Origin of the sequence: Mycolicibacterium hodleri (genome assembly GCF_025822245.1) — a bacterium.
GTDB lineage: Bacteria > Actinomycetota > Actinomycetes > Mycobacteriales > Mycobacteriaceae > Mycobacterium > Mycobacterium hodleri.
Genome location: NZ_JACKTL010000026.1, coordinates 410040 through 424200 on the forward strand (window position 1 = coordinate 410040; position 14161 = coordinate 424200).

Consider the following 14161-nt stretch of genomic DNA (forward strand, 5'->3'; position numbering starts at 1 on the left):
GTTCAGAACCCGCCCGCCACCTTCACCACTGCGCGGCCGGAGAACGCGCCGGCCCGCACCTGATCGATCACGTCGACGACGTCCTTGACGTCCACGTCGTGGGTGATGTGCGACAGGCGCTGGGGCTTCAAGGAGCCGCCGAGCAGCGTCCACAATTCGCGGCGCGGCCCGATCCGCATCATCACCGAGTCCATGCCCAGCAGGGCGACCCCCCGCAGGATGAACGGCATCACCGTCGTGTTCAACGCTGGGCCGCCGGTGAGGCCGCTGGCCGCCACCGCCCCGCCGTAGGACAGCGAGCTGATGACGTCGGCCAGGGTGGCACCGCCGACGCAGTCCACCGCACCCGCCCAGCGCGTCTTGCCCAGCGCCCGCGGCTTGGCGTCGGGGTCGGCAGGCAGCCGCGGAATCACCTCGGCCGCGCCCAGCGCCTTCAACCGCTCCTCGGCGTCGGCCTTGCCGGTCGACGCGACGGTCTGATAGCCCGCCGCCGACAGCAAGTCCACGCTCACCGATCCGACGCCGCCGGTGGCTCCCGTGACGACGACGGGACCGTCGTCGGGTTCGATGCCACGGGCAATCAGCGCCTGCACGCTCATGGCCGCGGTGAACCCCGCGGTGCCGATCGCGGCCCCCTCGTAGGGCGTCAGAGAGCCCAGCGCGACGACCTGGTCGGCGGGCACCCGGGCGTACTCCGCGTAGCCGCCGTGCCGGCCGGTGCCGATCTCGTAGCCGTGGGCGAGCACGGCGTCGCCGACCGCGAAGTCGTCCGACGACGATGCGACCACCTCGCCGGTGAGGTCGATGCCCGGCACCAGGGGGTAGTCCCGCGCCACGCCGCCCTTCGGGGTGAGTGCCAGCGCGTCCTTGAAGTTGACGCTGGAGTACGCCACGCGGATGGTTACCTCACCGGGTGGCAGATCCGCCTCGGTCAGCGTCTCGACCGCAGCGTCGATGCGATCCTCGTGTTGCCGTGCGACCAGAGCCTGAAAGTCATCCATTCCGATGACGTTATCGTGCCCTGCCGGCGGGCAGGAGCGAAGCGACGGGGGAATGGCGCCGGCGGGCAGGAGCGAAGCGAGGACGGGTCGGCTACTTCAGCTCTGCCGAGGACAACCCGAGCAGCCGGCGGGCGACCACCAGCTGCTGGATCTGCTGGGTGCCCTCGAAGATGTCGAGGATCTTCGAGTCGCGTGCCCACTTCTCCAAAAGCGTGCTCTCGGAATAGCCGGTGGTCCCGGCCAATTCGACGGCCTTGAGGGTGACGTCGCTGCCTACCCGGGCGGCCTTCGCCTTGCCCATCGAGGCTTCCTTGGAGTTGGGAATCTTGTTGTCGGCTTGCCAGGCGGACCGCACGGTCAAGAGGTAGCCGGCTTCCCAATCAGCTTCCAACCGCAAGAACTCCGCGGCCGGTGCACTCTGGGCGTGGGCAGGCTTGTCGTAGGAGATCTCCACGCCCGCCTCGGTGAGGATGGTGCGCAATTCCTCCAACGCCGCGCGGGCGACGCCGACGGCCATCGCCGCGACGATGGGCCGGGTGTTGTCGAAGGTCTCCATGACGCCGGCAAAGCCCTTGTCGACGTTGATCTCTGGACTGCCCAGCAGGTTGTCCTTCGGGATCCGGGCGTTGTCGAAGCGAATGGCGGCCGTGTCGGACGCCTTGATGCCGAGCTTGTGCTCGAGCCGCTCGACGGTCACGCCGGGATGGTCGCGCGGCACGATGAACGACTTGATCGCCGCGCGGCCCTTCGACTTGTCCAGCGTCGCCCAGACCACGATGTGGCTGGCGCGGGCTCCGGCGGTGACGTAGATCTTCTCGCCGTTGATGACGTACTCGTCGCCGTCGAGCTTGGCCGTCGTCGACACCGCGGCCGAGTCGGAGCCGAAGCTCGGCTCGGTGATGGCCATCGCTGCCCACACCTTGCCAAGACGGGTCAGCTGCTCGTCGGTCGCGACGCCGGAGAGTGCGGCGTTGCCGAGCCCCTGAAACGGCACCGACAAGAGCAGGGCGACGTCGCCCCAGCTGATCTCGAGCGCGTTGACCAATGCGGACATGTTGGCGCCGTTGACGTTTACCTTCGAGTCGGCACCGTCGCGAAACGCTTCGGCCCCGGCGAAGGAGATGGTGTTGGCCGCCGTCATGCCCTCGAAAAGCTCGGCCAGCGTGTCCAGCTCGACCGGGTAGGCGTGCTCGGCGAGGTCGTACTTGCGCGAGATGGGCCGGAGCATCTCGGCGGCGGCGCCGTGGCTCGTGTCGATGACGGCTTGCAGCTTCTTGGGCATTTCGAGATTGATTGCCATGAAAGGACTTTCGGATAGTGTCGAGAGACCAGGAGTTTGCGGACTACGCCGCTTACAGAACTACGACGCCCTCGGCCACGCCGAGTGCACGGAGATCGCGGTACCAGCGTTCCACGGGGTGTTCCTTGGTGAAGCCGTGCCCGCCGAGCAGTTGCACGCCGTCCAGGCCGATCTGCATCGCCTTGTCCGTGCCGAACTTCTTGGCCAGCGCCGCTTCTCGGGCGAAGGACAAACCCTGTTCGGCACGGGCGGCGCCGCGCCAGGTGATCAGACGCAGCCCGTCCAATTCGATGGCGATGTTGGCGCACATGAAGGCGACCGACTGCCGGCGTGCGATGGGCTCGCCGAACGCCTCCCGCTCCTTCACGTAGGGAATGACGTAGTCGAGGACGGCGTGCGACGTGCCGACCGCCAGCGCGGCCCAACCCAATCGGGCCAGGGCGATGGCTTCGGAGTAGTTGTGGGCGTGGTCGGTCTCGCTCGTCTCGTCCTCGCCGAGCCGGTTGTGCAGCGGCACCGCGACGCCGTCGAGCTCTACCTGGCCCAGCGCGGCGCCACGGATTCCCATGCTCGGGTCGGCCTTGACGGAGAGTCCTTCCGAGGCGGCTTCGACGATGAACAGCGTCGCCTTGCCGTTGAGCTGCGCGGCGATGACGAACAGTTCGGCGTCGGCGGCGGCGGGCACCAGCGACTTGACCCCGGTCAGTCGGTAACCGCCCGGGGTGCGGGTGGCGACGGTCTTGAGTGCCGTCGGGTCGAACAACGCGTGTGGCTCGGCGATCGCGACACATGCTTGTGGCACGTTCTCGCCGGCGAACTCGGGAAGGTACGTGGCCTGCTGGCTGGCGCTGCCCCAGTGGGTCAGGGCCGACGCGACACCGCCCGGCGCGAGGATGGGGAGGGCGAGCCCCATGTCGCCGTAGGCGAGTGCCTCGGCCACCAGTGCGTTGGTGACGGTGGTGCGGTGCGCGGCGATGCCGTCGAAGTCCTCGGGGATGTTGACGGCGGTGATGCCGAGCTCGGCGGCCTTGGCGATCAGCTCCGGGGGATAGGTCGCGGCGGCGTCGGCGTCGTGCGCCGCGGGCCGCAGGATCTCCTCGGCGAACTCGCTGATCGTCTCAACGATCATCTTCTGCTCGTCATCCGGCGTCAGGTCGAAATAGTCTGCGCCACTTGGCTTGAGCCGCGTCGCCGGCTTTCCGAGCCGCTGAACCCGGTTGAACTGACGCGCCGACCCGCCGATCGCGGAGAACACCGTCTGCACGCCGTTGCGGAGGCCGCGGTTGAGCGGGTCCCGCAGGCCGCGGCGGTCCAGGAACTCCTGGCCGAGCAGGGGTGTGAGCAGGGCGAGTCCGATGTCGGTCGCCGTTCGCTTGTGCCGCTGAAGGCCCACCGCGCTTTCGCGACCGGTGCGCTTCGGGCGCTGATTGGTGCCGCTCGGGGACGGCAGGGTGTTGGTCATATCGACAGCCTCGCATCGTTGGGGCAGTACGCCATGACCGTATCTTACTATTGAGTAAGATAAGCCGAGAGTGTTATCAACGTCACGGGACCGTCACGGTGTCACCGGTGATCGTCCGCCTCCGGATCGAGGGGTACCAGCACGGGGACGAAGGGCACGCTGATCCGCGGGTCGGCCACGGCCGTCGGCGCGACGAGGGCGGCGCCAAATCCGGTGAGTGCGGCGGCTGCGAGGAGGGTGGACTTCTTCATGGCGACGAGGCTAGGGACTTTGGTGCCGGGGTGAATCGGGGATTTCCCTACATCTGACGCCCGCGCCGTTCACCTGCCCGTCAGCCAGCCCAGGACCTCGTCGTGCAGGTGCCCGTTCGTGGCGATCGCGCTCCCGCCGTGCGGGCCGGGGGCTCCCTCGATGTTGGTGAACCGACCGCCGGCTTCGCGGACGACGATGTCGAGCGGCGCCAGGTCCCACAGCTTGACCTCGGGCTCGGTGACGACGTCCACGGCTCCTTCAGCCAGTAGGCAGTACGACCAGAAGTCGCCGTAGCCGCGTACGCGCCACACCGCGTCGGTGAGCTCGACGAACCGGTCTCGGCGGTCCTCCCAACCGGTGGTGAGGTCGGAGAACGAGAGGCTCGCCGAATCGAGCTCGGACACGCCCGACACCGAGATGCGACGGCTGACGCCGTTGAACGACGTGAACGCACCCTGGCCGGCACTGGCCCACCACCGTCGAGCCAAGGCGGGCGCGCTCACCACGCCGACCGTCGGCACGCCGTCGTCCAGCAGCGCGATGAGCGTCGACCACACCGGTACGCCGCGGACGAAGTTCTTGGTGCCGTCGATGGGATCGAGCACCCATTGCCGACCCTCGAAAACCGCTGTGCCACCGAACTCCTCGCCGAGGACCGCGTCGTCGGGTCGATTTGCGTCGAGCAGGCCGCGAAGCAGCTCCTCGGCCGACTTGTCGGCGTCGGTGACCGGCGTCAGGTCGGGTTTGGTCTCAACGTGAAGGTCTAGGGCGCCGAATCTGTCCAGGGTCAACGCATCGGCCTCGTCGGCCATCTGAAGTGCGAGGCCGAGGTCATCTGAGACTGTTCTCATGGGTGCAGTCCTACCATGGGTGTCGTGTTTGAAATCCTCGTGCTCTTGCTGGTAGTCGGTGGCCTCGTGCTCTTGGTGGGACCGCGAATCATGGGGCGGCGAGGTCCCGGTGGTTCCCGGGGGCCCGGTGGCCTTGGCGGACCGGGTGGCCGCGGAGGGCAGTACGCACCTGGCACGCTCCTCGTCACCGGAGTCAGCGCCGGGGCCGCATCGGACGGCTCGCAATTCGTCACGATCACCGGCGTCATCAACGGTCCGACGGTGCGCGAGCACGAGGTCTACGGTCGCCTGCAGATGGCCGTCGGCACGGCGCCGAGCATGGGTCAGCTGATCCCCGTCGTGTACAGCACCAAGAACCCCGAGAAATGGTCCTTCGCGCCAAGCGACGCACCCGAACCACACGCGCCGCCACCGCCGCCGGGCCCGCCCGCGCCGCCCCCGGGCCCGACCGAACTCCGTTAGGCGGCGTGCTCCGACAGCGCCAGAGCCAGGCGGACGTCGAGGGCGCTGTAGATCGTCGTCCGCCGCCCGGGCATTCGCGGCGCCACCGACCTGTGTCGGGCTCCGGTGGGCGTGGTGAATTCGGCGGTGTGACAACCGTTTTCGTCACTGGTGGTGGTCACCGACCAGCCCGTCGCCTCCTTGGCGTAGTTGCAGTGCGCACACTCGCCGAGTCCGTTGAGTGCACTGGTCGGTCCGTCGCGGCGGTGTGGGCGAGCGTGGTCGTGATGACGGATCGGGGCGTCGCAGTACGGGGTGCGGCAGGTGTCGTCACGCCGGTCGACGAATCTCTTCAGCCCCTTGGGGAACAGACGGGCCCGCGACTCCATCGCCACCAGCGCGCCACTGCGGGGGTGCTTGTACAGCCGCCGCAACGTAGCTTTCGACCGAGCGTCGTCGGCCGCCGCGGCGACCAGCCTGCGGGCCACCGTGGCCGGGACGGGCCCAAAGCCGGGTACCCGGGCGGGTGCCTGGTCCCCGCCGAGGAGGGTCTCGTCGGTGATCACCAGGTCCACGGCGACGGGGACGGGGACCTCGGCGGGGCGGCCGGTGATGCGTTCGACGAGGGTGTCGGCCATGACGTGGCCGCGGCCCCGACCGTCGCCGCACGCCTCGGCGGCGCGGTGCAGGGCGCCGTAGACCGCGACGCCCTGGGTCATGGGTAGTAGCGCGGTCACGTAGGTCATGGAGTCGGGGGCGGGGCGCACCCACACCGTGCGGTCGGATTCGGCGCGCACGGCGCGGTCGACGACGGCGTGGGGGTCCAGTTCGTAGGCGATGGCCTTGGCGTCGGCGGCGATCCTCTTGTCACCCTTGCCCTCCAAACTCTTCGTATCGGCGCACATCCTCGCGTCCAACACCCGCCGGTCCGCCACGCTCAGGCAGGCCGACTCCCGGACGATCAACGTCGCCCGCCATTCCGACAGCCGGCCGGCGGCCAGGGCGGCCAGGGTGTGGGGCATCTCGTGGACCAGGGCGCGGGCGAAGCCAAGGTGACGACCGCCGCGGTTGGGGGAGTCGTGGCGGGCCAGGGCGACCTCACTGGCCAACCCCTTGCCCCGCTTGGCCGCGGGTATCCCGTTGGCGGCTTCGCGGGCGCGGCGCGCGGTGTCGAGTTGGGCGGTCAGGACGGCTTGTTCGGCGGCTGCGGCGCACTTGGCGCGTTCGAGCGCGGCGATGCGATCGACCAACCCCGCCTCGTCCACCACGTCGAACATGTGTTCGATATTACGACGGGTGTATGACAAGGTCATGCCGCAACCACTGCCCGCAGGTCTGCTAGATCTCCTCCGCAAGCCAAGCCCCTGCTTCATCGCCACGCTGATGCCAGACGGATCGCCCCAGCTGACCGAGACGTGGGTGACCACGGACGGCGAGAACATCGTGGTCAACATCGTCGACGGAATGCAGAAGGCGCGGAACATCGCCCGAGATCCCCGCGTCGCCGTCAACGTCGTGGACCCCGAGAACGTCTACGGCTACTACGCCGTGCGTGGGCGCGTGGTGAAGACGACCACCGAGGGCGGACGGGAGAGCATCGACGAGCTCTCGCAGAAGTACTTGGGCATCCCGTATCCGAACTTCAGCGGCAATCCCGACGAGACCCGGTTGCTCATCACGATCGAGGCCGACTCGGTGAACTCGCCGCAACGGGGGTAGTCGTGCCGGAGGTCTAGCCGTGCCCGATCCGCAGGAACTCCGCCACGTTCGTCAACTTCACCCGCGGCCGACCCATCGGTCCGCCGGTGTTCCGTTCGTGGGCGTCGATCACCTTCCAATGGTCGCCGGTGACGAGGTGGGGTTGCCGCGACAGCAACCACTCCATGGTGTCCTCGTGCGCCTCGGCGAGGTCGGCCGCCGCGAGGTCCGCCAGCAGGGTCTCGACGGTGGCCGCCGAGTCCTTCTTGTTGCTGCCGATGACGCCTGACGGGCCGCGCTTGATCCACCCGACGACGTAGGAGTTGCGAGTGCCGTCGACGCGGCCGTCGGTGTGCGGAATGGTCCCCGAACGCTCGTCGAACGGGAGCCCCGGTGTGGGCACGCCCCGATATCCGACCGCGCGGACCACCAACTGCGCGGGCAATTCCTCGCGCGCCCCGGTGTCCTTGGCCACCAGTCGGCCACCGTCGTCCACCAGCTCGTTGCGGCCGAGCACGATCGAGGTGACCCGGTCGTCGCCCTTGATCTCGATCGGCGAGGTGTGGAACCGGAACACGATGCGCCGCTTGGCTCCTCGCGGAGGCTTGTCCGCATACGAGCGCAACACCTTGACGTTCTGCTTGACGGTCTTGCCCGCCGCCTCGAGGTCCTCGTCGGAGATGCCTGCGAAGTCCGCCGGGTCGACGACCACGTCCACCTCGGCCATCGCCTCCAGGTCGCCGAGCTCCCGCAACTCCAGCGTGGTGAACGTGGCCTGCAGCGGGCCGCGGCGCCCGAGGACCACCACCTCCTCGACGCCCCGCGCGTGCAGCGACTCCAGGGCGTGGTTGGCGATGTCGGTGTTGGCCAGCGCATCGGGATCACTGACCAGGATGCGGGCGACGTCGAGGGCCACGTTGCCGTTGCCGACCACGACGGCTCGCCCGGTCGACAGGTCCGGGGCCATCTCCTCGAAGTGCGGGTGGGCGTTGTACCAACCGACGAAGTCGACGGCCGCGACGCTGCCCGGCAACTCTTCGCCGGGAATCCCGAGTGGGCGGTCGGCCTGCGCCCCCACGGCGTAGATCACCGCGTCGTAGCGGTCGGCCAGCTCCTCGGCCTGGACGTCCTCACCCACTCGGATGTTGCCGAAGAAGCGGAAGCGGGGATCGCTCGCCACCTTCTCGAACTGGGCGCTGATGGTCTTGATCTTCGGGTGGTCGGGGGCCACGCCGGAACGCACCAGACCCCACGGCGTCGGCAGCATCTCCAACACGTCGACCCGCACGTCCCTGGACTCCTCCGAGCCGGTCGACGAGTCCGCGAACTTCAGCAGCGAGGCCGCGGCAAAGTAGCCCGACGGACCGGAACCGACGATCGCCACGTGGTATGGGCGCATCTATTAGCCCTCCAAGGGGAAGCTGAGTAGGCCCGGAAACGCGCAAGGGGCTGTCGCGTCGTCGCCGGGCTGGTTACCAAGCCGATGCTAGACCCGGACAACGGTCGGTAACCTGATCTCCCGTGGATCCCGACCGGCAAGACGACATCACCTCGCTCGACACGACTCTGACGACCGTGGAGCGGGTGCTCGACGTCGACGGGCTCCGCGACCGCATCAAGACGCTGGAGGACGCGGCGTCAGATCCGAAGCTCTGGGACGACCAGACGCGCGCCCAGAAGGTCACCAGCGAGCTGTCGCACGCCCAGAGCGAATTGCGCCGCGTCGAGGAGTTGAGGCAGCGACTCGACGACCTTCCGATCATGTACGAACTCGCCGCCGAGGAAGGCGGCGAGGACGCCCTGTCCGACGTCAACGTCGAGCTGGAGAAGCTGCGCGAGGACATCGCGGCGATGGAGGTTCGCACCCTGCTGTCGGGGGAGTACGACGAGCGCGAGGCCGTCGTGACCATCCGGTCCGGTGCCGGTGGCATCGACGCCGCCGACTGGGCGGAGATGCTGATGCGGATGTACATCCGCTGGGCGGAGAAGCACGACTACGGCGTCGAGGTGTTCGACACGTCCTACGCCGAAGAGGCCGGCATCAAGAGCGCCACGTTCGCGGTACACGCGCCGTACGCCTACGGCACGCTCTCGGTCGAGCAGGGCACGCACCGCCTGGTGCGCATCAGCCCCTTCGACAACCAGAGCAGGCGCCAGACTTCCTTCGCCGACGTCGAGGTGTTGCCGGTGGTCGACACCGCCGACCACATCGACATTCCCGACGGCGACGTGCGGGTCGACGTCTACCGATCCAGCGGTCCGGGCGGGCAGTCGGTCAACACCACCGACTCCGCCGTTCGACTCACCCACATCCCCAGCGGTATCGTCGTGACTTGCCAGAACGAGAAGTCGCAGTTGCAGAACAAGGTTTCGGCAATGCGAGTTCTCCAGGCAAAGTTGCTGGAGCGCAAGCGGCTCGAAGAGCGCGCGGAGATGGACGCGCTGAAGAACGACGGCGGCAGTTCGTGGGGCAACCAGATGCGCTCCTACGTCCTGCATCCGTATCAAATGGTCAAGGATTTGCGTAACGACTACGAAGTCGGAAATCCGGCCGCGGTACTCGACGGCGACATCGACGGCTTCCTGGAAGCGGGCATCCGTTGGCGCAATAGGAAAGATGACGACTAACACGTTCTTGGCACTCAGTTGGGCCGACAGTTGGCACGACTTCTGGCGCGGTGACATCGGGGAATGGATCATCACGCGCGGTCTTCGGATCGTGATGTTGATCCTGGCTGCCATCTTGGCGGCCCGATTCGTCCAGTGGACGGCCCGCAAGATCACCCGCCGCATCGACGCCGACTTCCGCGAGAGCGACGCCTTGGTGCGGTCGGAGACCACCAAGCACCGGCAGGCGGTCGCCTCGGTCATCTCCTGGGTCACGATCGCGCTGCTGTGCGTCATGGTCCTGGTGGAGATCACCGACATCGTGGCGATCCCCGTCGGCTCGCTGGTGGCGCCGGCCGCCGTCCTCGGCGCGGCGCTGGGTTTCGGTGCGCAACGCGTCGTCCAGGACCTGCTGTCGGGTTTCTTCATCATCACCGAGAAGCAGTACGGCTTCGGTGACCTGGTGGCGCTGACGGTGTCGGGCATCGCGCTGCCGGCCGAGGGCACCGTCGAGGACGTCACGCTGCGCGTCACCAAGCTGCGGTCCAGCGAGGGCGAGGTGTTCACGATCCCGAACGGTCAGATCGTGAAGACCGTCAACCAGTCCAAGGACTGGGCGCGCGCGGTGGTGGACATCCCGGTCCCCACCACCGCCGATCTGAGCAAGGTCAACGACGTGCTGCACCAGGTGTGCGACCAGGCCATGGAGGACGAGCACATGGCCGCCCTGATGCTGGACAAGCCGCAGCTGATGGGCGTCGAGAGCATCGAGCTGGAGACGGTGAACCTGCGGATGGTAGCCCGCACGCTGCCCGGCAAGCAGTTCGAGGTCGGCAGGCAGCTGCGCGTGCTCGTCGTCGCGGCGTTGCGACGCGCGGGCATCGCCAGCCCGGCCGAGTCGTCGCCGACGGTGGGCGCGCTGTCGCCCACGGCGACGTCGGCCATTGCCGAGGACCCGCAGAACGGGGGTCAGGACAAGTGAAGTTCAACCTCAACTTCCGCAAGGCGGGCGAAGGCCGCGAGTGGCCGGCATACCTGCCGGGCGGACGGGTGCGCACGTCGACCGCCGCCCTCATCGTCGCCTTCTGCTTCACGTGGTGGCTGCACGCGACCTACGCCCCGCCACCGCCGGCCGCGTCGGAGCCAACTCAGGTGGTGCCGCCCGGGTACGTGCCCGACCCGGAGTACACCTGGGTTCCGCGTACCAACGTCGAGACGCGGCCGAAGACGACGTACAGCACGCCGAGGACGTCCAGGACCACCGAGACCTCGACGACGGAGTCCACGACCCCGACGGAGACCACCAGCGGTACGGGAACGCCCACCACGAGCGCGCCGGAGACGGCGACGACCGTCGTCGACCCCGACGGGCCGGGACCACTGCCGCCGACGACCTTGACGCAGACCCCGATCACGTCTCCCGGCCAGCCGGTGCCCAACCGTTCGGGCACGTCGACCACCACGACGACGGCGATCCTGCCGGGCATCACGCTGCCCGTACTGGTGCCCCCGCCACCCGGGTAGTCGGGGGCTCGAAGTCGGCCCGGCTACACTGGCGTGCCGTGATGATCACCCTCGACCACGTGAGCAAACAGTACAAATCCTCGGCACGGCCAGCTCTGGACAACGTCTCGCTCAAGATCGAAAAAGGTGAGTTCGTCTTCCTCATCGGGCCGTCCGGATCGGGCAAGTCGACGTTCATGCGGCTGCTCCTTGCCGAGGACACCCCGACGCACGGAGACATCCAGGTGTCGAAGTTCCACGTCAACAAGCTCGCCAGCCGGCACATCCCCGGGTTGCGTCAGGTCCTCGGATGCGTGTTCCAGGACTTCCGCCTCCTGCAGCAGAAGACGGTGTTCGAGAACGTCGCCTTCGCACTCGAGGTGATCGGCAAGCGCTCCGACGTGATCAACAGGGTGGTACCCGACGTCCTCGAGATGGTCGGCCTGTCGGGCAAGGCCAATCGGCTGCCCAGTGAGCTGTCCGGCGGTGAACAGCAGCGCGTCGCCATCGCGCGCGCGTTCGTCAACCGGCCCCTGGTGCTGCTGGCCGACGAACCCACCGGCAACCTGGACCCCGAGACCAGCAAGGACATCATGGATCTGCTCGAGCGGATCAACCGCACCGGGACCACGGTGTTGATGGCGACCCACGACCATCACATCGTCGACTCGATGCGCCAGCGAGTCATCGAACTCGAGCTGGGACGACTGATCCGCGACGAACAGCGCGGTGTCTATGGAATGGATCGGTAAGTGCGCTTCGGCTTTCTCGTCAACGAAGTCCTGACAGGGCTTCGTCGCAACGTCACCATGACGGTCGCCATGATCTTGACGACCGCCATCTCGATCGGCCTGTTCGGCGGCGGCCTGCTGGTCGTCCGCCTCGCCGACAGCTCGAGAGGCATCTATCTCGACCGCGTCGAGAGTCAGGTCTTCCTGACCAACGACATCTCCGCCAACGACCCCACGTGCGACGGCGACCCGTGCAAGGCGGTGCGCAAGCAGATCGAGGATCGCACCGACGTGAAGTCGGTCCGGTTCCTCAACCAGAGCGACGCGTACGAGGACGCGATCAAGAAGTTCCCGCAATACAAAGACGTTGCGGGCAAGGATGCGTTTCCCGCATCATTCGTGGTGAAGCTCGACGACCCCGAGCAGCACAAGGACTTCGACAACGCGCTCAAGGCTCAGCCCGGTGTCCTCAACGTGCTGAATCAGAAGGACTTGATCGACAGGCTCTTCGCGGTGCTCGACGGGCTGAGTGCGGCGGCGTTCGCCATCGCCTTGGTTCAGGCCGTCGGAGCAATCCTGCTGATAGCCAACATGGTTCAGGTCGCGGCCTACACGCGAAGAACGGAGATCGGCATCATGCGCTTGGTGGGCGCGAGCCGCTGGTACACCCAGCTGCCGTTCCTCGTCGAGGCGATGCTGGCCGCGTTCATCGGCGTGGTGATCGCGATCGGGGGGCTGATCCTGGTGCGGGCGCTGTTCCTCGAGAAGGCGTTGAAACAGTTCTACGACGCCAACCTGATTGCCCAGGTCGACTATCAGGACGTCCTCTACTTCAGCGCGCCCATCATGCTGTTCCTCGGCTTGGCGATGTCCGGTGTCACGGCGTACGTCACCCTGCGGCTGTACGTACGGCGTTAGCGGTGGCCAAGAAATCGGCCGCGGAGGTCAAGAAGCACCGGAACAACCAGGTCGTCGCGACCAATCGCAAGGCGCGGCACAATTATTCGATCCTGGAGACGTTCGAGGCCGGCGTGGCGTTGATGGGCACCGAGGTGAAGAGCCTCCGCGAGGGGCAGGCGTCGCTGGCCGACTCCTTCGCCACCGTCGACGACGGCGAAGTGTGGTTGCGCAACCTGCACATCCCCGAGTACCACCACGGCTCGTGGACCAACCACTCGCCTCGGCGCAACCGGAAACTGCTGCTCCACCGCGGTCAGATCGACAACCTCATCGGCAAGATCAGGGACGGCAACCTTTCGCTGGTTCCGCTGTCGCTGTACTTCACCGACGGCAAGGTCAAGGTCGAACTCGCGCTGGCTCGCGGTAAGCAGGCCCACGACAAGCGCCAGGATTTGGCCAAGCGCGACGCCGACCGGGAAGTGATCCGCGAACTCGGCAGGCGCACCAAGGGCATGAGCTGATCGGGGTCGTCCTGGCCTTGGTGTCCGGAATCGGCTACGGGCTGAGCGACTTCGTCGGTGGACTGGCGTCGCGTCGGGTCGCCGCGCTGCGCGTGGTGCTGGTGTCCTATCCGGTGGCCCTGGTGCTGTTGACGGTGCTGTCCGTCGTCGTCGGTGGTCACGTGTCGACGCCCGCGGTCGTGTGGGGCGGCCTGTGTGGGCTCAGCCAGGCGTTCGGCGTGTGGTGGTTCTACGCGGCGCTCGGTGCCGGTCCGATGTCGTTGGTGTCACCGCTGACGGCGATCCTGGTCGCGGGTGTTCCCATCGTGGCGGGCGTGACGCTGGGGGAGCGGCCGAGCGCGTCGGCCGTCACCGGAATCGGGCTTGCGTTGATCGCGGTCGTGCTGGTGAGTCGCGAAGTGCGCGACGAGGATTCGACTGCCCACCGCTTCACGACGAAGGTGGCATGGCTGACGCTTGGTGCGGGCCTCGCCTTCGGACTCAACTTCGTGTTGATCGACCAGGCACCGCCGGACGCACGGCTCTGGCCGCTGGTGTTCGCCCGACTGACGGCAAGCCTGATGATCCTCGCGATCGCCGCGACGTCGGGCAATCTCCGCGTCCCGTCCGGCGTGCCGATGAAGCTGGCGCTGGCGGCCGGCGTGCTGGACACCGTCGCCAACGTGTCGGTGCTCCTGGCGCTGCAGGCGTCGCTGCTGTCGCTGACCAGCGTTCTGGTCTCGCTCTACCCGGCGGGCACGGTGCTGCTCGCGTTGGTGGTGCTCAAGGAGAGGGTCACTCGGTGGCAGGCGGCCGGGATGGTGCTCGCCATTGCCGCGGTGGGGTTGATCGCCGCGGGATAGGCGCGGTCCGGTCGGTCAGTAGGATCGAACGTGCGTTGAGCGGAGGGGGTGC

The 14161-nt window shown here is 67.6% G+C and carries 16 protein-coding genes; 9 read left to right on the forward strand and 7 right to left on the reverse strand.

Going from position 1 to position 14161, the window contains the following annotated elements; translation table 11 throughout:
• Positions 1 to 2: 2 nt before the first annotated feature.
• The 5 genes from H7J06_RS10165 to hisN form a co-directional block, all read right to left on the reverse strand.
• Complete coding sequence (locus tag H7J06_RS10165; protein WP_264038637.1) at positions 3 to 1001, reverse strand: acrylyl-CoA reductase family protein; 999 nt, start codon at positions 999 to 1001, stop codon at positions 3 to 5.
• Positions 1002 to 1092: 91 nt separating this feature from the next.
• Positions 1093 to 2301, reverse strand: coding sequence for an acyl-CoA dehydrogenase family protein (locus H7J06_RS10170; RefSeq protein WP_264038638.1), 1209 nt, complete (start codon positions 2299 to 2301; stop codon positions 1093 to 1095).
• Positions 2302 to 2353: 52 nt separating this feature from the next.
• Positions 2354 to 3763 (reverse strand): acyl-CoA dehydrogenase family protein, encoded by a 1410-nt coding sequence (locus H7J06_RS10175; RefSeq protein ID WP_264038639.1) that lies wholly within the window; start codon positions 3761 to 3763, stop codon positions 2354 to 2356.
• 101 nt (positions 3764 to 3864) lie between these two features.
• A complete protein-coding gene (locus tag H7J06_RS10180; RefSeq protein WP_264038640.1) occupies positions 3865 to 4014 on the reverse strand; it encodes a hypothetical protein in 150 nt (49 codons plus the stop codon).
• Positions 4015 to 4083: 69 nt separating this feature from the next.
• Positions 4084 to 4866: a histidinol-phosphatase gene (gene hisN / locus H7J06_RS10185; RefSeq protein ID WP_264038641.1), complete on the reverse strand. Its 783-nt coding sequence runs from the start codon at positions 4864 to 4866 to the stop codon at positions 4084 to 4086.
• Positions 4867 to 4890: 24 nt separating this feature from the next.
• Here hisN and H7J06_RS10190 point away from each other — a divergent pair, with 24 nt between their 5' ends.
• On the forward strand, positions 4891 to 5328 hold the full coding sequence (locus tag H7J06_RS10190; protein ID WP_264038642.1) for a hypothetical protein: 438 nt from the start codon (positions 4891 to 4893) through the stop codon (positions 5326 to 5328).
• Here the strand turns inward: H7J06_RS10190 and H7J06_RS10195 are convergent.
• Positions 5325 to 6584, reverse strand: coding sequence for a 13E12 repeat family protein (locus tag H7J06_RS10195; protein WP_264038793.1), 1260 nt, complete (start codon positions 6582 to 6584; stop codon positions 5325 to 5327). The two genes, H7J06_RS10190 and H7J06_RS10195, sit on opposite strands and share 4 nt — an antisense overlap.
• A 34-nt stretch (positions 6585 to 6618) precedes the next feature.
• On the opposite strand from H7J06_RS10195, the gene H7J06_RS10200 reads away from it, so the two are divergent.
• Positions 6619 to 7026: a PPOX class F420-dependent oxidoreductase gene (locus H7J06_RS10200; RefSeq protein ID WP_264038643.1), complete on the forward strand. Its 408-nt coding sequence runs from the start codon at positions 6619 to 6621 to the stop codon at positions 7024 to 7026.
• Positions 7027 to 7039: 13 nt separating this feature from the next.
• Here H7J06_RS10200 and H7J06_RS10205 read toward each other — a convergent pair whose 3' ends face one another.
• Positions 7040 to 8404, reverse strand: coding sequence for an FAD-dependent oxidoreductase (locus H7J06_RS10205; RefSeq protein ID WP_264038645.1), 1365 nt, complete (start codon positions 8402 to 8404; stop codon positions 7040 to 7042).
• 122 nt (positions 8405 to 8526) lie between these two features.
• On the opposite strand from H7J06_RS10205, the gene prfB reads away from it, so the two are divergent.
• From prfB to H7J06_RS10240, 7 genes are read left to right on the forward strand one after another with little or no spacing between them, the layout of a single operon-like run.
• Positions 8527 to 9633 carry a peptide chain release factor 2 gene (gene prfB / locus H7J06_RS10210; RefSeq protein ID WP_264038646.1) on the forward strand — a complete coding sequence of 369 codons (1107 nt, stop codon included), beginning with the start codon at positions 8527 to 8529 and terminating at the stop codon, positions 9631 to 9633.
• On the forward strand, positions 9623 to 10594 hold the full coding sequence (locus H7J06_RS10215; protein WP_264038647.1) for a mechanosensitive ion channel family protein: 972 nt from the start codon (positions 9623 to 9625) through the stop codon (positions 10592 to 10594). Before prfB ends, H7J06_RS10215 begins: the two co-directional genes overlap by 11 nt.
• Positions 10591 to 11136 carry an Rv3103c family proline-rich protein gene (locus tag H7J06_RS32610; RefSeq protein ID WP_372515280.1) on the forward strand — a complete coding sequence of 182 codons (546 nt, stop codon included), beginning with the start codon at positions 10591 to 10593 and terminating at the stop codon, positions 11134 to 11136. The genes H7J06_RS10215 and H7J06_RS32610 overlap by 4 nt, the downstream gene beginning before the upstream one ends.
• 41 nt (positions 11137 to 11177) lie before the next feature.
• Entirely contained in the window at positions 11178 to 11867 is a 690-nt protein-coding gene (gene ftsE, locus H7J06_RS10225; RefSeq protein ID WP_264038795.1) for a cell division ATP-binding protein FtsE, read from the forward strand.
• Positions 11868 to 12764: a permease-like cell division protein FtsX gene (gene ftsX / locus H7J06_RS10230; protein ID WP_264038648.1), complete on the forward strand. Its 897-nt coding sequence runs from the start codon at positions 11868 to 11870 to the stop codon at positions 12762 to 12764.
• 2 nt (positions 12765 to 12766) lie between these two features.
• Positions 12767 to 13267, forward strand: a complete 501-nt coding sequence (smpB, locus tag H7J06_RS10235) for an SsrA-binding protein SmpB (protein ID WP_264038649.1) — start codon at positions 12767 to 12769, stop codon at positions 13265 to 13267.
• The gene (locus H7J06_RS10240; RefSeq protein WP_264038797.1) at positions 13264 to 14109 is read left to right on the forward strand and encodes a DMT family transporter; all 846 of its coding nucleotides are present in this window, start codon (positions 13264 to 13266) and stop codon (positions 14107 to 14109) included. Before smpB ends, H7J06_RS10240 begins: the two co-directional genes overlap by 4 nt.
• Positions 14110 to 14161: the final 52 nt, after the last annotated feature.

Bases quoted from the DNA above. Each gene is read 5' to 3' on its own strand.
- H7J06_RS10195 (WP_264038793.1), bottom strand. From the start codon at position 6,584: ATGTTCGACGTGGTGGACGAGGCGGGGTTGGTCGATCGCATCGCCGCG.
- H7J06_RS10215 (WP_264038647.1), top strand. From the start codon at position 9,623: ATGACGACTAACACGTTCTTGGCACTCAGTTGGGCCGACAGTTGGCAC.
- H7J06_RS10200 (WP_264038643.1), top strand. From the start codon at position 6,619: ATGCCGCAACCACTGCCCGCAGGTCTGCTAGATCTCCTCCGCAAGCCA.
- H7J06_RS10205 (WP_264038645.1), bottom strand. From the start codon at position 8,404: ATGCGCCCATACCACGTGGCGATCGTCGGTTCCGGTCCGTCGGGCTAC.
- ftsE (WP_264038795.1), top strand. From the start codon at position 11,178: ATGATCACCCTCGACCACGTGAGCAAACAGTACAAATCCTCGGCACGG.
- H7J06_RS10170 (WP_264038638.1), bottom strand. From the start codon at position 2,301: ATGGCAATCAATCTCGAAATGCCCAAGAAGCTGCAAGCCGTCATCGAC.
- H7J06_RS10175 (WP_264038639.1), bottom strand. From the start codon at position 3,763: ATGACCAACACCCTGCCGTCCCCGAGCGGCACCAATCAGCGCCCGAAG.
- H7J06_RS10165 (WP_264038637.1), bottom strand. From the start codon at position 1,001: ATGGATGACTTTCAGGCTCTGGTCGCACGGCAACACGAGGATCGCATC.
- hisN (WP_264038641.1), bottom strand. From the start codon at position 4,866: ATGAGAACAGTCTCAGATGACCTCGGCCTCGCACTTCAGATGGCCGAC.
- H7J06_RS10180 (WP_264038640.1), bottom strand. From the start codon at position 4,014: ATGAAGAAGTCCACCCTCCTCGCAGCCGCCGCACTCACCGGATTTGGC.